This window comes from Serratia sp. Ae19-1 (assembly GCF_059801225.1).
The window spans coordinates 197,131-215,984 of sequence record NZ_JBCHWD010000002.1 but is presented as its reverse complement, the minus strand read 5'-3'; the positions used below and the strand labels follow the sequence as shown (position 1 = coordinate 215,984).

Sequence of the window (18,854 nt, the reverse complement as noted above, 5' to 3'; positions counted from 1 at the left end):
GAAATGAAAGCGGCAACCGCTGTAATCGACCGCCGCGCTCTGCGACATAATCTGCAACAGGTGCGCCGCCAGGCGCCGCAAAGCCGCCTGATTGCCGTTGTGAAAGCAAACGCTTATGGACATGGCCTGCTGGAAACAGCACACACCCTGCAAGACGCCGACTGCTACGGCGTGGCGCGCATCGGCGAAGCGCTGATGCTGCGCTCCGGCGGCATCGTCAAACCGATCCTGCTGCTGGAAGGCTTCTTCAGCGCCGAAGACCTGCCGGTGCTGGTGGCGAACAACATCGAAACCGCGGTGCACAGCATCGAACAGCTCGAAGCGCTGGAGCAGGCCGAGCTGGCGCGTCCGGTGCCGGTGTGGATGAAGCTCGATACCGGCATGCATCGGCTGGGGGTGCGCCCCGAGCAGGCGGAGGCGTTTTATCAGCGCCTGTGCGCCTGCCGCAACGTGGCGCAGCCGGTCAATATCATGAGTCACTTCAGTCGCGCCGACGAGCCGGAATCCGACACCACGTTGAAACAGATCGCCTGCTTTGAGCAGTTCGCGCGCGGCAAACCGGGCCAGCGCTCGGTCGCCGCTTCCGGCGGCACGTTGCTGTGGCCGGCCGCCCACAACGAGTGGGTACGCCCCGGCATCATTCTGTACGGCGTATCGCCGCTGGATAACGGCAGCGGCGCCGAGCATGGGCTGCAGCCGGCGATGACCCTGAAATCCAGCCTGATCGCGGTGCGCGAACACAAGGCCGGTGAAGCGGTCGGCTACGGCGGCACCTGGGTAAGTCCGCGCGATACCCGGCTGGGGGTGGTGGCGATGGGGTACGGCGACGGCTATCCGCGCAGCGCGCCGACCGGTACGCCAATCCTGATCAACGGCCGCGAAGTGCCGATCGTCGGCCGGGTGTCGATGGACATGATTTCGGTCGATCTCGGGCCGGACGCCGCCGATAAGGTGGGAGATGAAGCGGTGCTGTGGGGGCCGGCGTTGCCGGTCGAGCGTATCGCCGTCTGTACCGGCATCAGCGCTTATGAACTGATCACCAAGCTCACGCAGCGCGTGGCGATGGAATACATCGGCGACTGATGCGCCGCAGGGGCCGACGTGCGTCGGCCCCGTTCCTCAACGCGTTACTTCTTTACCGCCAACCATTTGTCGATAATCTTCTGATACTCTCCGGTCGCCTTGGCCAGGTGCAGCCACTGATCCACATACAGTTTCCAGCTCAAATCGTCGCGCGGCAGCATGTAAGCCTTCTCGCCGTACTGCATCGGCTTGGTCGGATTCACCGCGCACAGCTTCGGATAACGCTTCTGCTGATACAGCGCCTCGGAGGCGTCGGTGATCATTACGTCCGCCTTGCGATCCACCAGCTGCTGGAAAATGCTCATGTTGTCGTGCGTCAGCGTCAGCTTGGCTTTTGGCAGATAGGCGTGCACGAAGGCTTCGTTGGTGCCGCCCGCCGGCTCCAGCAGGCGCACCGACGGTTTGTTGATCTGTTCGAGAGTGCGGTATTTCTTTACGTCGGTGCAGCGCACCAGCGGGATTTTGCCGTCGGTATCCAGCTTGTCGGCGAAGAACACCTGTTTTTGCCGCTCCAGCGTGACGGAGATGCCGCCCATGGCGATATCGCACTTGCCGGAGGCGAAGTCCGGCGTCAGGGTTTTCCAGCTGGTTTTCACCCACTTCACTTTAGCGCCCAGGCTCTTGGCCAGCGATTCCGCCATGTCGATATCGATGCCTTCATAGCCGCCGTCTTCCTTGAGGAAGGTATAGGGCTTGTAGTCGCCGGTGGTGCAGACCTCCAGGGTCTTTTGCTGCAGCACTTTGTCCAGGTGGGATTGCGCGCCGGCGCTGCCGGCGGCGAGCAGCAGCGCGAGGGGGAGTAGCTTTTTCATCTGGCGTCCTTTTTATACATTCGTGGTTTTATGCGTTACTTCGCCGTTAATTGTCGTTTGCCTGCATGAGTTAGCCGTTTTTTATGCCGCTTACCGGCGAAAACGCCGGGCGTTGCTGCTGTACGCGATTTAAGCGCCAGGGTGTGACGTCGGCAACGGTAAAAAAACTGGTAGGCTGTAACGTCAACATTTATTAACACAGTTTACAGGTGGCTATGTACAACATTGACGATTTTGATATGAAAATCCTGACGCTGTTACAGGCCAACGGCCGTCTGACCAATCAGGAGCTGAGCGAGCTGGTGGGGCTCTCCGCCTCCCAATGTTCGCGGCGGCGCATCAGCCTGGAGCAGGCGCAGCTGATCCGCGGCTACCACGCGCGGCTGGCGCCGGAGGCGGTCGGCCTGGGGCTGGTGGGGCTGATCGAAGTCAGTCTGATCACGCACGCGCAGGAGCAGATCGACAGCTTTCATCAGATGCTGGAGGAAGTGGACGCGATCCTTGACGCTTACAAGACCACCGGCGACGCTGATTACCTGCTCAAAGTGGCGGTGGCGGACCTGCCGGCGCTGAGCGAGTTCATCAGCCAGACGCTATCGCCGCACAAAAGCGTGGCGCATATCAAAACGGCGGTGGTGCTCAATCGCATCAAGGAAAACGGTTTATTGCCGGTGGCGAGATAAAGCTAAAACCGAACGCGGTTTTCCGTCTATATTAGGAACGTAACGCTGTGCCCAAAACCACAATAAACCAGGAGAAAAACCCCGTGTTCCAGAACGTTGACGCCTATGCCGGCGATCCCATTCTGTCGCTGATGGAAAAATTCAAACAAGACCCGCGCGCGCACAAGGTGAACCTGAGCATCGGCCTGTACTACGATGCGCAGGGCATCATCCCGCAGATGCGGGCGGTCGCCGCGGCGCAAGCGCAGTTGAACAGCGTCGAGCATGGCGCCTCGGTATATCTGCCGATGGAAGGGCTGCAGTCTTACCGTTCCGCCATTCAGCAACTGCTGTTCGGCGCGCAGCACCCGATGCTGCAGCAGGGGCGCATCGCCACCATTCAGACCGTCGGCGGTTCCGGCGCACTGAAAGTGGGTGCCGATTTCCTGAAAAGCTACTTCCCGGATTCGCAGGTGTGGGTCAGCGATCCTACCTGGGAAAACCACGTCGCCATCTTCAGCGGCGCCGGTTTCAAAGTGAATACCTATCCGTATTTCGACAGCGAAAGCCTGGGCGTGAAGTTCGACGCCATGCTTGCCGCGCTGAAACAGCTGCCGAAGCACAGCATCGCGCTGCTGCACCCATGCTGCCACAACCCGACCGGTTCCGACCTGACCCCCGCCCAGTGGGATGAAGTGGTCAAGGTGATCGCCGAACGTGAAATCATTCCGTTCCTCGACATCGCCTATCAGGGCTTCGGCGGCGGCATGGAGCAGGATGCTTACGCTATTCGCGCCATCGCGGCGGCCGGTTTACCGTGCCTGGTGAGCAACTCGTTCTCGAAGATCTTCTCGCTGTACGGCGAGCGCGTCGGCGGCCTGTCGGTGGTGTGCGAAAGCGAAGAAGCGGCCGGGCGCGTGCTGGGCCAGCTGAAGGCCACCGTGCGCCGCAACTACTCGAGCCCGCCGAACTTCGGCGCGCAGCTGGTGGCCAAAGTGCTGAACGACGCCCAGCTGAAAACCCAATGGCTGGATGAAGTGGAGAGCATGCGCACCCGCATTCTCGAGATGCGTCATGCGCTGGTGGACACCCTGAAGAGCGCGCTGCCGCAGCGCAACTTCGATTACCTGCTGGCGCAGCGCGGCATGTTCAGCTACACCGGCTTCAGCGCGGCGCAGGTCGATCGTCTGCGTGAAGAGTTTGGCGTCTACCTGATCCACAGCGGGCGCATGTGCGTGGCCGGTTTGAACCACAACAACGTGCGTCAGGTGGCCGAGGCGTTTGCCGCGGTGCAGTAACGCCTGTTAGTCTGAACGGACGTTGATCGAGGAGCGATAGCGATATCGCTCCTTTTTTATTGCCGGCGCGCCGCCGAAGTTGCCGCAAACCGGAGAGAGAATATACTGATTGAGGGGCGCTCACTCATGTGGCATCAGCAAACGCTAATCCTCAGCGCAAAAGCGCGTGGCTTTCATCTGGTTACCGACGAGATCGCCAACCAGTTAACCCACTTACACCGCCTGCAAACCGGCCTGCTGCATCTGTTGCTGCAGCATACCTCGGCCTCGCTGACGCTCAACGAGAACTGCGATCCCACGGTGCGAGCCGATATGGAGCAGCATTTCCTGCGTCAGGTGCCGGAAAACGCACCCTATCAGCATGACTACGAAGGGCCGGACGACATGCCGGCGCACATCAAATCCTCGCTGCTGGGCGCTTCCTTGACACTGCCCGTCAGGCACGGGCGGCTGATGCTGGGCACATGGCAGGGCATCTGGCTGGGGGAGCACCGCATCCACGGCGGAGCACGCCGTATTGTGGCCACATTACAGGGGGAGTAACCCAATGAATAACAGCGCATTGCTGGAGTACTGTATGGCGAAGCCGGGCGCGGAACAAAGCGACCAAAACCAGTGGCAGGCCAGCCAGATCAAGGTGGGCGACGTGATGTTCGCCATGGTGTGCGAGGTGGAAGGTCGGCCGGCGCTGGCGGTCAAGTCCAGCCCAGAGCTGGCGGAAAGCCTGCGCGAACACCATCCGGAGATCGTTGCCTGCGACGGTCTGAACAAGGCGCACTGGAATACGGTGTTCCTCGACGGCAACCTGCCGAACTCGCAGTTTTACACGCTGATCGACAGCTCTTATCAGCTGGTGGTGGAAGGCCTGCCCGAACACGTGCGCCAGGAACTGCGCGCCTGATTGCCGGGCGGCGGCGGCGCCCGTTTTCCCGCTCTTTCGTCTTAAACCGTGATCGTGGTCCTGATTTGGGAACGTTCCCTTTTTATCGTCAGGCTAAAGCGACTACGCTTGAGCCTTCAAGCAACGCGGATTAAGGAGGCCGATATGGCCATCAGCGAAGAAAAGCGCAAGATGATCGCCGGAGAGCTGTACGATGCCGGCGATGAACTGCTGCGCAGCGAACGCCGGCGCGCACGCCAACTGACGCATCGCTACAACCACTCCTCGCCGGAAGAGGGCGAGCTGCGTAAGCAGTGGCTGGATGAGCTGCTGGGCCGCTATCAGGGCGGCACCATCGAGCCGACGTTCCGTTGCGACTACGGCTATAACATCTATCTCGGCAAGAATTTCTACGCCAACTTCGACTGCGTGGTCCTCGACGTATGCGAGGTGCATATCGGCGACAACTGCCTGCTGGCGCCGGGCGTGCATATCTACACCGCCACTCATCCACTGGATGCCGAGACTCGCGTCGGCGGGGCGGAGTTTGGTAAGCCGGTCAGGATTGGCGACAACGTGTGGATCGGCGGGCGTGCGGTGATCAATCCGGGCGTAACCATCGGCGATAATGCGGTTGTGGCCTCCGGCGCCGTGGTCACTAAAGACGTGCCGGCCAACTGCGTGGTGGGCGGGAATCCGGCGCGCGTGCTGAAAACGCTGTAGGCGCGCCGGAGCGGGTTAAAACATGCTGCCGTGGCGCTCGAAGCCGTGCATCTCAATGTCTTTGAGCGCCTTGAAGCGTTTAACCATCACCGCATGGTCTGACAGCAGATTGCTGATGCGGACAAACAGCTCTTTATTCTCGTCTTCACACTGTTCCAGCCAGGCCTGCGGGTTCACGCCATGTTGCATCCAGGGGCCGACGGCCAGCAGCCGCACCGTGTTGGCGTAGTTCGGGCACACCGCGAGCGCCACGCGATCGGCGGAATACTCCTGTGCGCGAGTCGTCGCCAGGCCGGGCAGCAGCAGCGACTGCGGCACGACGCCGATCGCCAGACGCCACAGCGACACATGGCGCAGTTTGTGGTGGGCCAGCTCATGCGCCAGCACGAACTCCACGATCTCCGGCGCGGTAGGCATCAGCATGGCGATTTCAGAATGGATCACCACGTAGCGCTGGCGGCGATTGCACTCCAGCGCGAAGGCGTTGACCACGCCGTTGCCGTTGGTCAGATAAAGCTTGGGCAGCGTCTTGAGTTCCAGCCGCCGGCCGATATCCTGATACAGCGCAAATAATTCCGGAAATTGCGCCGGCCCGATGCGCAAGGCGTTGGATTTCGCCTGTGCGGCGAGATAGAAACGATAAATATAGAAAGCGATCGGGATCAGCGGTAATAACGCAAGCAGGCTGAGGGTATCCAATGTTTCCTTGGCGTCGTCTCCCAATCCAAGTGCAGTGCCATCCGTATTTACCACGACGGCGGCGATACCAAATAAAAAACCGAGCAACGTAATTATCGCCGACAGCCAGATCATGGGCATTTCCCATCGATGCCGAAATGCGGTGAAATTGCGGCTCTCTGTCGCATGATGTTGACACATAAAATATCCTTAATAAGAGGGAGTCACGCCTGACATTGTCAGGTAAATAATCAATGCTTAATTATCCATCCGTTTACCTAACAATCAGCTAAACTATAGTTCATTTTTTAACCGCGACGTTTTCCCTGCCTGCACAGACCCTGGGCAACAACCTCAGAAGCTGTAACTGGCGCTGGTGAAGGCCATGCCCGAGGTGGTTTTCTCGACGATAGGGCTGTCGGCCGCATCGCCCAGCAGACGGGTCACGCCGACCCCGGCCTGGAAAGCGACGTTCGGCCGCCACTGATAATTGAGGGCGGCGGTGAGCGTGGCGTCCTTAAATCCGCTGCCCGGCCGATAAGCGCTAAAGGCGCTGCGTTGAGCCTGCTGCGACGTTACGCCGAAATAGCCGCGTTGATAGCCGCTGTTGGCCCAGGTGGTGGAGAGGTTGCCGATCAACGTCAGCTGTTCGCTGAGCGGATATTGCCCGGTGAGCCCGGTTTCCACATAGGTGGTGTGGCCCAGTTCTTCCCCGCCGTAGCTGCGTTTGCGTGTCGCCTGCATCCCTTTGACATAGGCGCGGAAGGGATCGAATTGGTAGCTTAGCTCGGCGCCGGCCTCCAGTGCGCCACCCAGTTTTCCCATGCCTTTGAGCCGGGTGTTGCGGCCGCGCAAGGTTCTGATTTCTTCGTCACGACCGGCGTCATAGTTAAGCAACAGCGCGATGCCGATGGGCCCGGCCAGCGGAAATTGCCAGCGCGCCCCTTCGCTGCCCGCGCTGAACTCTCCCCAGTTGGCGTTTTGATAGCCGGCATTCACCTGATACAGAGGTTCAATACTGTAAAAAGAAGAGCCTTCATAGGCGGGGGCGACGGCGAGACCGCCGGCGAGCGTCAAAGACGCTTCGCCGTCTTGCGCCTGACCGGCGAGGGGGAAAAACAATAACAGCGCGGCGGCAGAGGTTCCCAATTTATTATCCACGTTAAACACCTTTTATATCATCCCATTGAAAGTACGAGCCAATAGGCCCATTCATTTATTGAAGGCTATTTATAAACGCTATGTTTATATTGATTAATATGCGCGCGGTGCACAGGCGCGGCGTTATTTCATCGGAATAGTGAAGCGCATGGGGAATAAACAAAAGGCAAACAGGCGGCATTCAGGAGGGATTTTATTTTTCGAGGTGAAGAAACTGCCTGTTTTTAAAGGCATGATTCAGAAGAAGCAAAAAATCGGCATATTATGCCAATCACTAAAGCGATAGGTGTTTCTCGGCGAAAAGTGCGGAACATTAAAAAAATGAGGCGGACGATTCCGCCTCGTTGAGAGAATAACCCGCCGTTATTTTGCCAGCAGCGGTTTCAGGAAGCGCGCGGTGTGCGATTTTTCACAATCGGCGACCGTTTCCGGCGTGCCGGCGACCAGGATCTCGCCGCCGCCGCTGCCGCCTTCCGGCCCCAGATCGACGATCCAGTCGGCGGTTTTGATCACGTCCAGGTTATGCTCGATGACCACGATGGTGTTGCCCTGATCGCGCAGCTGATGCAGCACCGCCAACAGCTGTTGGATATCGGCGAAGTGCAGACCGGTGGTCGGTTCGTCGAGGATATACAGCGTCTGGCCGGTGCCGCGTTTCGACAGCTCGCGCGCCAGCTTCACGCGCTGCGCCTCACCGCCGGAGAGCGTGGTGGCCGACTGGCCGAGGCGGATGTAGGACAGGCCGACATCCATCAGGGTCTGCAGCTTGCGCGCCAGCGCCGGCACCGCGTCGAAGAAATCACGCGCTTCTTCGATGGTCATCTCCAGCACTTCGTGGATGCTCTTGCCTTTGTACTTCACTTCCAGCGTTTCGCGGTTATAGCGTTTGCCCTTGCACTGGTCGCACGGCACGTAGATGTCCGGCAGGAAGTGCATCTCGACCTTGATCACCCCGTCGCCCTGGCAGGCTTCACAGCGCCCGCCCTTGACGTTGAAGCTGAAACGGCCCGGCGTGTAACCGCGGCTGCGTGATTCCGGCACGCCGGCGAACAGCTCGCGCACCGGAGTGAAGATACCGGTGTAGGTGGCCGGGTTGGAGCGCGGCGTGCGGCCGATCGGGCTCTGATCGATGTCGATCACCTTGTCGAAATGCTCCAGGCCGGTCACTTCGCGGAACGGCGCCGGTTCGGCGATGGTGGCGCCGTTGAGCTGGCGCTGGGCGATCGGGAACAGCGTATCGTTGATCAGCGTCGATTTGCCGGAGCCGGACACGCCGGTGATGCAGGTAAACAGACCGACCGGCAGCGTCAGCGTCACGTCTTTCAGGTTGTTGCCGCGCGCGCCGCTCAGCTTCAGCACCTTGGTCGGATCGGCCTGCACGCGCTGCGCCGGAATGGCGATCTCGCGTTTACCGCTGAGGAACTGGCCGGTCAGCGACTCCGGCTGCGCCATGATGTCGTCGACGGTGCCTTCCGCCACCACCTGGCCGCCGTGCACGCCGGCGCCGGGGCCGATGTCGATCACATGGTCGGCGGCGCGGATGGCGTCTTCGTCATGCTCCACCACGATCACCGTGTTGCCGAGGTTGCGCAGGTGGATCAGCGTTTCCAGCAGGCGCTCGTTGTCGCGTTGGTGCAGGCCGATCGACGGCTCATCCAGCACGTACATCACGCCCACCAGGCCGGCGCCGATCTGGCTAGCGAGGCGGATACGCTGCGCTTCGCCGCCGGAGAGCGTTTCCGCCGAACGGGACAGCGACAGGTAGTTCAGGCCGACGTTCACCAGGAATTTCAGGCGATCGCCGATCTCTTTCAGCACTTTTTCGGCGATCTTGGCGCGCTGGCCGCTGAGCTTCATGTTCTGGAAGAAGGTCATCGCGTGGCCGATGCTCAGATCGGAGATCTCCGGCAGCGTAGTGTCTTCGACGAACACGTTGCGGGCTTCTTCGCGCAGGCGGGTGCCGTGGCATGAGGCGCACGGTCGGTTGCTGATGAACTTCGCCAGCTCTTCGCGCACCGCACTGGACTCGGTCTCTTTATAGCGGCGCTCCATGTTGTGCAGCACGCCTTCGAACGGATGGCGGCGCACGGTGGTGTCACCGCGATCGTTGATGTATTTGAATTCGATCGACTCTTTGCCGGAACCGCTCAGCACCGCCTTCTGCACGTTGGCGCTCAGGGTGTTGAACGGCGCTTCCACGTCGAACTCATAGTGCTCCGCCAGCGAGCGCAGCATCTGGAAGTAATAGAAGTTGCGGCGATCCCAGCCGCGGATCGCGCCGCCGGCCAGCGACAGCTCGGGGTTCTGCACCACGCGATCCGGATCGAAGAACTGCTGCACGCCCAGGCCGTCGCAGGTCGGGCAGGCGCCGGCCGGGTTGTTGAAGGAGAACAGGCGCGGTTCCAGCTCGCGCATGCTGTAGCCGCAGATCGGGCAGGCGAAGTTGGCGGAGAACAGCAGCTCGTCCGCTTTTTCGTCGTCCATATCCGCCACTACCGCGGTGCCGCCGGACAGCTCCAGCGCGGTTTCGAACGATTCGGCCAGGCGCTGCGCCATGTCGTCGCGCACCTTGAAACGGTCGACCACCACTTCGATAGTGTGTTTCTTCTGCAGCTCCAGCTTCGGTGGATCGGACAGATCGCACACTTCACCGTCGATGCGAGCGCGGATATAGCCCTGGGCGGCCAGGTTTTCCAGCGTTTTGGTGTGCTCGCCCTTACGGTCTTTCACCACCGGCGCCAGCAGCATCAGGCGTTTGCCTTCCGGCTGGCTCAGCACATTGTCGACCATCTGGCTGACGGTCTGCGCCGCCAGCGGTACATGGTGATCCGGGCAGCGCGGCTCACCGACGCGGGCGAACAGCAGGCGCAGGTAGTCGTGGATCTCGGTGATGGTGCCGACCGTGGAGCGCGGGTTGTGCGAGGTGGATTTCTGTTCGATGGAGATCGCCGGCGACAGGCCTTCGATATGATCGACGTCCGGCTTTTCCATCAACGACAGGAATTGGCGCGCATAGGCGGAGAGCGATTCGACATAGCGCCGCTGCCCTTCGGCATACAGCGTATCGAAAGCCAGCGATGACTTGCCGGAACCGGACAGGCCGGTGACGACGATCAGTTTGTCACGCGGGATAATCAGGTTGATGTTTTTCAGATTATGGGTTCGAGCACCACGAACTTCGATATTGTCCATTTACACTTCCCGTCTTGATGATACACCGCGCCTGTCGCGATTTTTGCGGGGGATTTTGTGATGGATCTCGCAAAAAACCGGCACAGCCTGGTCGAAACGCATAATTATGACACAAAAAAACCTGAATGAATATCCAGTATGCGAATGCAACAAGGTCGATCGAAAAGACAATTCTGGAATGCAATTCGCACTTATCAACACGGGTGTGGTTTCGTACTCAGCGTGGTAAACTGACGCGTTTATACTGTGTAGAAATCAATCATCGGGAGAAGTGCTCATGGCCAGCAGAGGCGTAAACAAAGTAATTCTGGTCGGGAATCTGGGTCAGGATCCAGAAGTCCGTTACATGCCGAACGGCGGCGCAGTGGCCAACATTACCCTGGCGACCTCCGAAAGCTGGCGTGACAAAGCGACCGGCGAACAGAAAGAGAAGACCGAGTGGCACCGCGTCGTGCTGTTCGGCAAACTGGCCGAAGTGGCGGGCGAATACCTGCGCAAAGGCTCTCAGGTTTACATCGAAGGCTCCCTGCAGACGCGCAAATGGCAGGATCAGAGCGGCCAGGATCGTTACACCACCGAGATCGTGGTTAACGTCGGCGGCACCATGCAGATGTTGGGCGGCCGCCAGGGCGGCGGCGCACCGGCCGGTCAGTCTGCCGGCGGCCAGGGCGGTTGGGGCCAGCCTCAGCAGCCACAGGGCGGCAACCAGTTCAGCGGCGGCCAGCAGCAGTCTCGTCCGGCGCAGAACAGCGCACCGGCGACCAGCAACGAACCGCCAATGGATTTCGACGACGATATTCCGTTCTGATATCCGGCCGTTTACAGCCAACAAAAAAGCCCCGCAAGGGGCTTTTTGCATTTTAGGGACGGTTACGCCGAGAAACCACCGTCGATGCTCAGGCTGGCGCCGGTGATATAACCCGCCTGCGGGCCGGCCAGGTAGGCGACGAAGCCGGCGATCTCTTCATCTTTGCCGTAGCGGCCGATCGCCATCAACTGCTTGAGTTGATCGGCGAACTCGCCGGCGTCCGGGTTCATCTCGGTGTCCACCGGGCCGGGCTGCACGTTATTGACGGTGATGCCGCGCGGGCCGAGATCGCGCGCCATGCCTTTGGTCAAACCGACCAGGGCCGATTTGCTCATCGCATAGACCGCGGCGCCGCCGAACGGCACGCGCTCGGCGTTGGTGCTGCCGATGTGGATGATGCGGCCGCCGTCGTTCATGTGGCGCGCCGCTTCCTGGCTGGCGACGAACACGCTGCGCACGTTGACCGCCAGCATGCGGTCCAGGTCGTCCAGCGCCAGCTCTTCGGTGCCGCCCAGCGTAAATACCCCGGCGTTATTCACCAGAATATCCAGGTTGCCGAAGAGGTTCACCGCCTGGCGCACCGCCTGCTGCAGCGCCGCCGCATCGGCACTGTCGGCCTTGATGGCGAGGGCTTTGCCGCCGGCGGCTGTGATGGCGTTCACCACCGCGTCGGCGCGATCGGCCGAGGCGGCGTAGGTAAAGGCGACGGCGGCGCCTTCGCTCGCCAGCCGTTTAACGATGGCGGCGCCGATGCCGCGCGAGCCGCCCTGAACGAATGCGACTTTACCTTGCAGAGTTTGTGCTGTGGTCATGCTGTGTCTCCAGAGTGGGTAAGGGAAAACCGTTACGGCCAGTATCTGGGATCGCCCGCACGGTAACTAGCCACAAAGAGCTATAATCAGTTCAAACCATAAGTTTAAAATCCATAGAGGAAAAACATGCTGGGACATCTGGAGTGCTTCGTCAGCAGCGCGGAAAACGGCAGCTTTTCCGCCGCCGGCCGCAAGCTGGGCATCAGCCCGGCGGCGGTGAGCAAGAATGTCACCCGGCTGGAAGCGGTGGTTGGCGTGCGGCTGTTTCAGCGCAATACCCGCAAGCTGATCCTCACCGAGGCGGGGGAGCGTTTTCTCAGCGAGGTGAGCGGCGGATTGCAATCGATCCAGTGCGCATTGAAAGGGCTGAGCAGCGGCGGCGGCGCGGCGGCCGGCGGGCTGAAGGTCAGCATGGGCACCGCCTTTGGTCTGCATTTCGTCTTGCCGATGCTGCCGGACTTTCTGGCGCGTTATCCGGCGATCGTGCCGGACTGGCATTTCGACAACCGTCAGGTCGATCTGATCGGTGAGCACTTCGATGCGGCATTGGGCGGCGGCATCGAATTGGCGCAGGGCATCATCGCGCGTGAGCTGGCGCCGGCTCATGGGGTGTTGGTGGCCTCGCCGGAGTATCTGCGGCAGCGGCCGCTGCTGACGGAGCCGGAGCAGTTGGCGGAACATGCGGGCATCTTTATCCGCTCGCCGCAAACCGGGCGTATCCGCCATCAGCCGCTGCGCAACGCGGTCAATGAGCAGCGGGCGCCGGCGATGTCGGTCACGATGACGGTCAACGAACCGGAAGCGGCCGCGCGGGCGGCGGAGATGGGGGTGGGCATCGCGCTGATCGGCATGCCGAATGCGGCGCCTTATCTGGAAAGAGGCCGTCTGGTGCGGGTTCTGCCGGGCTGGTATGTCGATCGCGGCAGCGTCTACCTCTATTTTCCCACCACCAAATTTTTGCCGACCAAAACCCGGGTATTCGTCGATTACATCACCGAGCAGTTTCGCCTGCAGAAGCTGGCGGCACGCTTTGATGCCCGCTAAAACGAGAAAAGCCCCTTGCGGGGCTTCTTTCTTCCGTCGGTTAGCTGTTCGACGATCAGACGATCAGTTGAAGATTTCTGCGGTGCCGTACAGTTTGTTCTGACCGCCGGCGGCGACGATGCGGTATGAGCTGGCGCCCGATGCGGCGGCTTTGCTGGCCAGTTCGCTTTCCAGCGCGCTCAGGTTGGCGGCGCCGCTCACGGAGACTACGCCGATTTTCTGAGCGTCTGCGGCAGGCTGGCTGGTTGGCAGGTCAGCGGCGAAGGTAGCGAAAGAAGCGGTAGCCAGCAGTGCAGCGGTAGCAAAAATTTTGACGTTTTTCATGATGTATTCCTCAGCGTATTGATTGGGTGAGAGCTCGTTTTCTCTCGATGTGTTAAATAGTAGTGCGGCAGGTCGGAATAAAAAATCGGAGAGTTTTGAGTATTTCATTCAAATAAATTGATTGTTTTTCACCCGCTGGCGCGCGGTAAAAATCATCACTACCCTTTACAGACGATCCTTAACCGGAGAAGACTGATGACGGTAAACGCGTTTATCGGCAGCTGGGCGCTGGTGTCGTCGGCGTTTAAAAATCAGGATGGCGAGTTGAATTATCCGCTGGGTGAGCAGGTGTTGGGGCGCATCCACTATGAGGCCAATGGCACGATGGCGGCGCAGCTCTACAGCGCCGTGCGGCCGCGTTTCGCCGCCGCTGATTTGGCGCAGGGGTCCGAACGCGAGATCCATACCGCTTTCATCAATATGATTTGCTACTTCGGCCGCTATCAGGTGGAGGAAAGCGAGCTGCAGGTGGTGCATCAGGTCGAAGGCTGTTCGTTCCCCAACTGGATCGGCAGCCGTCAGGTACGCTTTTACGCTTTCAGCGGCGATCGGCTGACGTTGCGCACGGTTCCGCTGCAGCTCGGCAACGGCTTGCAGGTTGGCGAGCTGGTGTGGCAACGGACAGGAGCCTCGTCATGATCATTGTTCATCATCTCAATCACTCGCGTTCGCAGCGCATTCTGTGGTTTCTGGAAGAGTTGGGCGTGCCCTATCAGGTGCAACGCTACGAGCGCGATCCGAACACCATGCTGGCGCCGCCGGCGCTGAAAAAGATCCACCCGCTGGGCAAATCGCCGGTGATCGTCGACGGCGATCTGACGCTGGCGGAATCCGGCGCCATTATCGAATATTTGCAGGAAGCCTATGACGCGCAAGGCATGTTCATGCCGACCGATTTCCACGCGCGTCAGCAATACCGCTACTGGCTGCACTACGCGGAAGGATCGCTGATGCCGCTGTTGGTGATGAAACTGGTGTTCAGCCGTCTCGGCCAGCCGCCGATCCCGTGGCTGCTGCGGCCGGTGGCGGGCGCGATCGGCAAAGGCGTGCAGCGCGAATACCTCGACAAGCAGATCGCGCCGCACTGCGAGTACCTTGAGCAGTACCTGAACAAGGGCAGCTGGTTCGTCGGCAACGACTTCAGTGCGGCGGACATCCAGATGAGTTTCCCGCTGGAGGCGATGGCGGCGCGCGGTGCGCTGGACAATTGCCCGAAACTGCGCGGCTTCCTGCAGCGCATTCATGCCCGGCCGGCCTATCAACGGGCGCTGGAGCAGGGCGGCCCTTACGATCTGCTGAGTTAAAGCGATGGGCTATACTCGATGAGGTCATTCTTCATCGGAGGTAGCCCATGGCTACGCAAATCTTCGTTAATCTGCCGGTACGCGATCTGCCCGCCTCGATGGCGTTTTTCACCCAGTTGGGATTCAGTTTCAACCCGCAATTTACCGACGATACCGCCGCCTGCATGGTGGTCAGCGATACGATTTACGTGATGCTGCTGACCCACGACAAATTCAGCATGTTTACCCCAAATCCGATCGGCGACGCCAGGCAGGCCACCGAGGTGTTGGTTTGTCTGTCGCAACCCAGCCGGGCGGCGGTCGACGAACTGGTGCGCAAGGCGATCGCCGGCGGCGGCAATACCTACCACCAGCCGCGGGATTATGGCGTGATGTACGGCCACGGATTCCAGGATCTGGACGGCCATATCTGGGAGCTGATGTACATGGATCCCAGTGCGGTGCAGACGCAATAATGTCGTCGTGGAAGATGTCGCTCGGGGCGTCCGGTCGCCCCGTCTTTTCGTGCAGAAGCCATTCCCGTCATTTTCTGCATAATTTGCCGCGATCTTTAGTTGATTAGACGCTAGGGAAGGCAGGATAATCGTTTGCCTTGAATAAACCACCATAAATCACCCGTACCGCGCGCTGCGAGTTAAACGTTTGCCTTGGTGCGCATCGCCGTTGGCGGTGCGACGGAAGGGCAAGGAAGCGGAACGTGACGTAAACGATTACGTGGCGATCAGGCGCGGGCGAGATTACAGGCCTGCTGCGACGGGCCGATTCATGAAACACAGGGGAAGTAACCTATGTCGAACTCTCAAGCGAACCACGCCGCAAAACCAACCGGCGGGCTTGATGGCTATTTTAAAATTTCCGCGCGCGGCAGCAGCGTGCGCCAGGAAGTGGTGGCGGGGCTGACCACCTTCCTGGCGATGGTGTACTCGGTGATCGTAGTGCCGAGCATGCTGGGCAAGGCGGGTTTCCCGCCGGCGGCGGTGTTCGTCTCCACCTGCCTGGTGGCTGGTCTGGGATCGCTGTTGATGGGGTTGTGGGCTAATCTGCCGATGGCCATCGGCTGTGCGATCTCGTTGACCGCTTTCACCGCGTTCAGCCTGGTGCTGGGCCAACACATCAGCATCCCGGTGGCGCTGGGCGCAGTGTTCCTGATGGGCGTGCTGTTTACCGTCATCTCGGTGACCGGCATTCGCGCCTGGATCCTGCGCAACCTGCCGATGGGCGTGGCGCACGGCACCGGCATCGGCATCGGCCTGTTCCTGCTGCTGATCGCCGCCAACGGCGTCGGCCTGGTGGTGAAGAACCCGCTGGATGGCCTGCCGGTAGCGCTCGGTGCCTTCACCTCCTTCCCGGTGGTGATGACGTTGGTCGGTCTGGCGGTGATCTTCGGGCTGGAGAAACTGCGCGTGCCCGGCGGCATTCTGCTGGTGATCATCGCCATTTCCATCATCGGTCTGATCTTCGATCCGGCGGTGAAATACCAGGGGCTGTTCGCCATGCCGAGCCTGGCGGACGCTGACGGCAAATCGTTGATCTTCAGCCTGGATATCATGGGCGCGCTGCAGCCGGTGGTGTTGCCGAGCGTGCTGGCGCTGGTGATGACCGCGGTGTTCGACGCCACCGGTACCATCCGCGCGGTGGCCGGGCAGGCCAACCTGCTGGATAAAGACGGGCAGATCATCAGCGGTGGCAAGGCGCTGACCTCGGATTCCCTGAGCAGCATCTTCTCCGGCCTGGTGGGCGCCGCACCCGCCGCCGTCTACATCGAGTCCGCCGCCGGCACCGCCGCGGGCGGCAAGACCGGCCTGACCGCCACCGTGGTCGGCATTCTGTTCCTGCTGATCCTGTTCCTGTCGCCGCTGGCCTATCTGGTGCCGGTCTATGCCACTGCACCGGCGTTGATGTACGTCGGCCTGCTGATGTTGAGCAACGTCACCAAGCTGGACTTCAACGACTTCGTCGATGCGATGGCCGGCCTGCTGTGCGCGGTATTCATCGTGCTGACCTGCAACATCGTCACCGGCATCATGCTGGGTTTCAGCTCGCTGGTCATCGGCCGCATCTTCTCCGGCGAATGGCGCAAGCTGAACATCGGCACCGTGCTGATCGCCGTAGCGCTGGTGGCGTTTTACGCCGGCGGCTGGGCGATTTAATCACGCCTCGTTTCCCTCGCCCGGCGGGCGGGGGAAGCATGCACGGCATCTCCCTTCTTAAGATAAGTCTTCTTCTGCTCTGCACCGCGTTTTGAAAGGCACAACAAGCTTTAACCGCTGTAAAAAAAGTGATCTACTATCGGGACCAACGCAGGCCCTGAGCCGATGTCGTCTGAATCGTAGAGTCTAAGGAAAGCATGGAAATCTTTTTTACAATCCTCATTTTGATCCTGGTGGTCTCCCTGTCCGGGGTGGTGACGCGCATGTTGCCGTTCCAGGTGCCGCTGCCGCTGATGCAAATCGCCATCGGGGCGCTGTTGGCCTGGCCGCACTTCGGGCTGCACGTCGACTTTGATCCCGAACTGTTCCTGGTACTGTTCATCCCGCCGCTGCTGTTCGCCGACGGCTGGAAAACGCCGACGCGCGAGTTCCTGCATCACGGGCGTGAAATCCTCGGCCTGGCGCTGGTGCTGGTGCTGATCACCGTGGTCGGCGTTGGCTATCTGATCTACGCCATGGTGCCGGGCATTCCGCTGGTGGCGGCCTTCGCGCTGGCGGCGGTGCTGTCGCCGACCGACGCCGTGGCGCTGTCCGGCATCGTCGGTAAAGGGCGCATTCCCAAGCCGATCATGGGCGTGCTCGAGGGCGAGGCGCTGATGAACGACGCCTCCGGCCTGGTGTCGCTCAAGTTCGCCATCGCGGTGGCGATGGGCACCATGGTGTTCACCGTGGGCGGCGCAACCCTGGAGTTCCTCAAAGTGGCGATCGGCGGCCTGCTGGCCGGTGTGGCGGTCACCTGGACCTACAGTAAATCGCTGCGGGTGATGAGCCGCTGGAGCGGCGACGATCCGGCGACCCAGATCGTGTTCCTGCTGCTGCTGCCGTTCGCCTCTTATCTGATCGCCGAACATATCGGCGTCTCCGGCATCCTGGCGGCGGTAGCGGCGGGGATGACCATCAGCCAGTCCGGCGTGATCCGCAACGCGCCGCTGGCGATGCGCCTGCGCGCCAACAGCGTATGGGCGATGCTGGAGTTCGTGTTCAACGGCATGGTGTTCATCATGTTGGGCCTGCAGCTGCCGGGCATTCTCGAGACCTCTATCCTGCAGGCGGAGCTGGATCCGACGATTCAGACCTGGTACCTGTTCGCCGACGTGGCCACCATCTACGCCGCGCTGCTGGTGCTGCGCTTCACCTGGCTGTGGGTAATGAAGAAAACCAGCAACCGCTTTATGAAAAAGCGCCCGCTGCAGTTCGGCGATTACAGCACGCGTGAGCTGTGGGTGGCGTCGTTCGCCGGGGTGCGCGGGGCGATTACCCTGGCCGGTGTGCTGTCGATACCGCTGTTGTTGAGTGACGGCACCGCCTTCCCGGCGCGCTATCAACTGGTGTTTATCGCCGCCGGGGTGATCCTGCTGTCGTTGATCGTCGGCGTGCTGGCGTTGCCGCTGCTGCTGCGCGGCGTGCAGGTCACCGACAAGAGCGCCAGCAAGCAGGAAGAGCGCATGGCGATCGCCATGGCGGCCGAAGTGGCGATCGAGAGCGTGAATAAAATGGAAGAGCGCCTGGTTGCCGATACCGAAGAGAACCTCGATCCGCAGGTATTGAAAGAGGTCAGCTCGCGGGTGACGGGCATGCTGCGGCGGCGCATCGCCTCGAAAGACGACATCGAGAATGCGCTGGCGATGGAAAACCTCGAGCGGCGTTTCCGCCTGACGGCGCTGCGCGCCGAGCGCGGCGAGCTGTACCACCTGCGCGCCACGCAGAAAATCAGCAACGAGACGCTGCAAAAACTGCTGCACGATCTCGACTTGCTCGAAGCGCTGCTGATCGAGCGCGAAGGGTAAACTTCAGACGAGGAATAAACGTTTTTCCTCTTATTTCTGTCCTGAAGGGCCGCCTGTGCGGCCCTTGTTTTTTTGG

The 18,854-nt window shown here is 60.6% G+C and carries 19 protein-coding genes; 13 read left to right on the top strand and 6 right to left on the bottom strand.

Translation table 11 applies throughout. From position 1 onward, the window contains the following. Window positions 1–3 precede the first annotated feature (3 nt). The gene (gene alr, locus AAIE04_RS06430; protein WP_498576689.1) at window positions 4–1,083 is read left to right on the top strand and encodes an alanine racemase; all 1,080 of its coding nucleotides are present in this window, start codon (window positions 4–6) and stop codon (window positions 1,081–1,083) included. Between the two features lie 44 nt (window positions 1,084–1,127). Here alr and AAIE04_RS06425 read toward each other — a convergent pair whose 3' ends face one another. Further along, on the bottom strand, window positions 1,128–1,895 hold the full coding sequence (locus AAIE04_RS06425) for a transporter substrate-binding domain-containing protein (RefSeq protein ID WP_154747264.1): 768 nt from the start codon (window positions 1,893–1,895) through the stop codon (window positions 1,128–1,130). 215 nt (window positions 1,896–2,110) lie between these two features. Between AAIE04_RS06425 and AAIE04_RS06420 the strand changes: the two genes are divergently transcribed. The 5 genes from AAIE04_RS06420 (at window position 2,111) to maa (ending at window position 5,458) form a co-directional block, all read left to right on the top strand. After that, complete coding sequence (locus tag AAIE04_RS06420) at window positions 2,111–2,578, top strand: Lrp/AsnC family transcriptional regulator (RefSeq protein WP_004936775.1); 468 nt, start codon at window positions 2,111–2,113, stop codon at window positions 2,576–2,578. 83 nt (window positions 2,579–2,661) lie between these two features. Continuing rightward, entirely contained in the window at window positions 2,662–3,855 is a 1,194-nt protein-coding gene (locus AAIE04_RS06415) for an amino acid aminotransferase (RefSeq protein ID WP_041922290.1), read from the top strand. 126 nt (window positions 3,856–3,981) lie between these two features. Then, the gene (locus AAIE04_RS06410; RefSeq protein ID WP_063918672.1) at window positions 3,982–4,398 is read left to right on the top strand and encodes a secondary thiamine-phosphate synthase enzyme YjbQ; all 417 of its coding nucleotides are present in this window, start codon (window positions 3,982–3,984) and stop codon (window positions 4,396–4,398) included. Window positions 4,399–4,402: 4 nt separating this feature from the next. Further along, window positions 4,403–4,756, top strand: a complete 354-nt coding sequence (locus AAIE04_RS06405) for an MmcQ/YjbR family DNA-binding protein (RefSeq protein WP_019453210.1) — start codon at window positions 4,403–4,405, stop codon at window positions 4,754–4,756. Window positions 4,757–4,900: 144 nt separating this feature from the next. Further along, window positions 4,901–5,458, top strand: coding sequence for a maltose O-acetyltransferase (maa, locus tag AAIE04_RS06400; RefSeq protein ID WP_198637175.1), 558 nt, complete (start codon window positions 4,901–4,903; stop codon window positions 5,456–5,458). A gap of 15 nt (window positions 5,459–5,473) precedes the next feature. Here the strand turns inward: maa and AAIE04_RS06395 are convergent, their stop codons facing one another. The 3 genes from AAIE04_RS06395 to uvrA all read right to left on the bottom strand — a co-directional run bounded on the left by AAIE04_RS06395 (window position 5,474) and on the right by uvrA (window position 10,489). Next, window positions 5,474–6,271: a M48 family metallopeptidase gene (locus AAIE04_RS06395; protein ID WP_157783364.1), complete on the bottom strand. Its 798-nt coding sequence runs from the start codon at window positions 6,269–6,271 to the stop codon at window positions 5,474–5,476. A gap of 219 nt (window positions 6,272–6,490) precedes the next feature. Further along, window positions 6,491–7,297: a MipA/OmpV family protein gene (locus AAIE04_RS06390; protein WP_498576688.1), complete on the bottom strand. Its 807-nt coding sequence runs from the start codon at window positions 7,295–7,297 to the stop codon at window positions 6,491–6,493. A 363-nt stretch (window positions 7,298–7,660) separates the two neighbouring features. Next, window positions 7,661–10,489 carry an excinuclease ABC subunit UvrA gene (gene uvrA / locus AAIE04_RS06385; RefSeq protein ID WP_019453206.1) on the bottom strand — a complete coding sequence of 943 codons (2,829 nt, stop codon included), beginning with the start codon at window positions 10,487–10,489 and terminating at the stop codon, window positions 7,661–7,663. A 277-nt stretch (window positions 10,490–10,766) separates the two neighbouring features. On the opposite strand from uvrA, the gene ssb1 reads away from it, so the two are divergent. Next, window positions 10,767–11,297, top strand: a complete 531-nt coding sequence (gene ssb1, locus AAIE04_RS06380) for a single-stranded DNA-binding protein SSB1 (RefSeq protein WP_004936793.1) — start codon at window positions 10,767–10,769, stop codon at window positions 11,295–11,297. Window positions 11,298–11,359: 62 nt separating this feature from the next. Here ssb1 and AAIE04_RS06375 read toward each other — a convergent pair whose 3' ends face one another. Beyond that, a complete protein-coding gene (locus AAIE04_RS06375; RefSeq protein WP_063918675.1) occupies window positions 11,360–12,109 on the bottom strand; it encodes a 3-oxoacyl-ACP reductase family protein in 750 nt (249 codons plus the stop codon). A 126-nt stretch (window positions 12,110–12,235) separates the two neighbouring features. On the opposite strand from AAIE04_RS06375, the gene AAIE04_RS06370 reads away from it, so the two are divergent. Beyond that, window positions 12,236–13,153, top strand: a complete 918-nt coding sequence (locus tag AAIE04_RS06370; RefSeq protein ID WP_498576687.1) for a LysR family transcriptional regulator — start codon at window positions 12,236–12,238, stop codon at window positions 13,151–13,153. Window positions 13,154–13,216: 63 nt separating this feature from the next. On the opposite strand, the gene bhsA is transcribed toward AAIE04_RS06370, so the two are convergent. Beyond that, window positions 13,217–13,477, bottom strand: coding sequence for a multiple stress resistance protein BhsA (bhsA, locus tag AAIE04_RS06365; RefSeq protein WP_063918677.1), 261 nt, complete (start codon window positions 13,475–13,477; stop codon window positions 13,217–13,219). A 195-nt stretch (window positions 13,478–13,672) separates the two neighbouring features. Between bhsA and AAIE04_RS06360 the strand changes: the two genes are divergently transcribed. The 5 genes from AAIE04_RS06360 (at window position 13,673) to AAIE04_RS06340 (ending at window position 18,778) form a co-directional block, all read left to right on the top strand. Further along, the gene (locus tag AAIE04_RS06360) at window positions 13,673–14,116 is read left to right on the top strand and encodes a lipocalin-like domain-containing protein (RefSeq protein WP_063918678.1); all 444 of its coding nucleotides are present in this window, start codon (window positions 13,673–13,675) and stop codon (window positions 14,114–14,116) included. Further along, entirely contained in the window at window positions 14,113–14,781 is a 669-nt protein-coding gene (locus AAIE04_RS06355; protein ID WP_498576686.1) for a glutathione S-transferase family protein, read from the top strand. The genes AAIE04_RS06360 and AAIE04_RS06355 overlap by 4 nt, the downstream gene beginning before the upstream one ends. 47 nt (window positions 14,782–14,828) lie before the next feature. Further along, complete coding sequence (locus AAIE04_RS06350) at window positions 14,829–15,236, top strand: VOC family protein (protein WP_019453190.1); 408 nt, start codon at window positions 14,829–14,831, stop codon at window positions 15,234–15,236. A gap of 333 nt (window positions 15,237–15,569) precedes the next feature. Next, the gene (locus AAIE04_RS06345) at window positions 15,570–16,931 is read left to right on the top strand and encodes an NCS2 family permease (RefSeq protein ID WP_063918680.1); all 1,362 of its coding nucleotides are present in this window, start codon (window positions 15,570–15,572) and stop codon (window positions 16,929–16,931) included. A gap of 197 nt (window positions 16,932–17,128) precedes the next feature. Continuing rightward, the gene (locus tag AAIE04_RS06340) at window positions 17,129–18,778 is read left to right on the top strand and encodes a Na+/H+ antiporter (protein ID WP_019453188.1); all 1,650 of its coding nucleotides are present in this window, start codon (window positions 17,129–17,131) and stop codon (window positions 18,776–18,778) included. Window positions 18,779–18,854 lie beyond the last annotated feature (76 nt).

What these genes read in the sequence shown, in the direction of transcription:
- AAIE04_RS06340 (WP_019453188.1), top strand. Translation starts at nt 17,129, where the DNA reads ATGGAAATCTTTTTTACAATCCTCATTTTGATCCTGGTGGTCTCCCTG.
- uvrA (WP_019453206.1), bottom strand. Translation starts at nt 10,489, where the DNA reads ATGGACAATATCGAAGTTCGTGGTGCTCGAACCCATAATCTGAAAAAC.
- AAIE04_RS06395 (WP_157783364.1), bottom strand. Translation starts at nt 6,271, where the DNA reads ATGATCTGGCTGTCGGCGATAATTACGTTGCTCGGTTTTTTATTTGGT.
- AAIE04_RS06410 (WP_063918672.1), top strand. Translation starts at nt 3,982, where the DNA reads ATGTGGCATCAGCAAACGCTAATCCTCAGCGCAAAAGCGCGTGGCTTT.
- maa (WP_198637175.1), top strand. Translation starts at nt 4,901, where the DNA reads ATGGCCATCAGCGAAGAAAAGCGCAAGATGATCGCCGGAGAGCTGTAC.
- AAIE04_RS06355 (WP_498576686.1), top strand. Translation starts at nt 14,113, where the DNA reads ATGATCATTGTTCATCATCTCAATCACTCGCGTTCGCAGCGCATTCTG.
- AAIE04_RS06405 (WP_019453210.1), top strand. Translation starts at nt 4,403, where the DNA reads ATGAATAACAGCGCATTGCTGGAGTACTGTATGGCGAAGCCGGGCGCG.
- AAIE04_RS06360 (WP_063918678.1), top strand. Translation starts at nt 13,673, where the DNA reads ATGACGGTAAACGCGTTTATCGGCAGCTGGGCGCTGGTGTCGTCGGCG.
- AAIE04_RS06425 (WP_154747264.1), bottom strand. Translation starts at nt 1,895, where the DNA reads ATGAAAAAGCTACTCCCCCTCGCGCTGCTGCTCGCCGCCGGCAGCGCC.
- AAIE04_RS06375 (WP_063918675.1), bottom strand. Translation starts at nt 12,109, where the DNA reads ATGACCACAGCACAAACTCTGCAAGGTAAAGTCGCATTCGTTCAGGGC.
- AAIE04_RS06345 (WP_063918680.1), top strand. Translation starts at nt 15,570, where the DNA reads ATGTCGAACTCTCAAGCGAACCACGCCGCAAAACCAACCGGCGGGCTT.
- AAIE04_RS06420 (WP_004936775.1), top strand. Translation starts at nt 2,111, where the DNA reads ATGTACAACATTGACGATTTTGATATGAAAATCCTGACGCTGTTACAG.
- AAIE04_RS06350 (WP_019453190.1), top strand. Translation starts at nt 14,829, where the DNA reads ATGGCTACGCAAATCTTCGTTAATCTGCCGGTACGCGATCTGCCCGCC.
- bhsA (WP_063918677.1), bottom strand. Translation starts at nt 13,477, where the DNA reads ATGAAAAACGTCAAAATTTTTGCTACCGCTGCACTGCTGGCTACCGCT.
- alr (WP_498576689.1), top strand. Translation starts at nt 4, where the DNA reads ATGAAAGCGGCAACCGCTGTAATCGACCGCCGCGCTCTGCGACATAAT.
- AAIE04_RS06370 (WP_498576687.1), top strand. Translation starts at nt 12,236, where the DNA reads ATGCTGGGACATCTGGAGTGCTTCGTCAGCAGCGCGGAAAACGGCAGC.
- ssb1 (WP_004936793.1), top strand. Translation starts at nt 10,767, where the DNA reads ATGGCCAGCAGAGGCGTAAACAAAGTAATTCTGGTCGGGAATCTGGGT.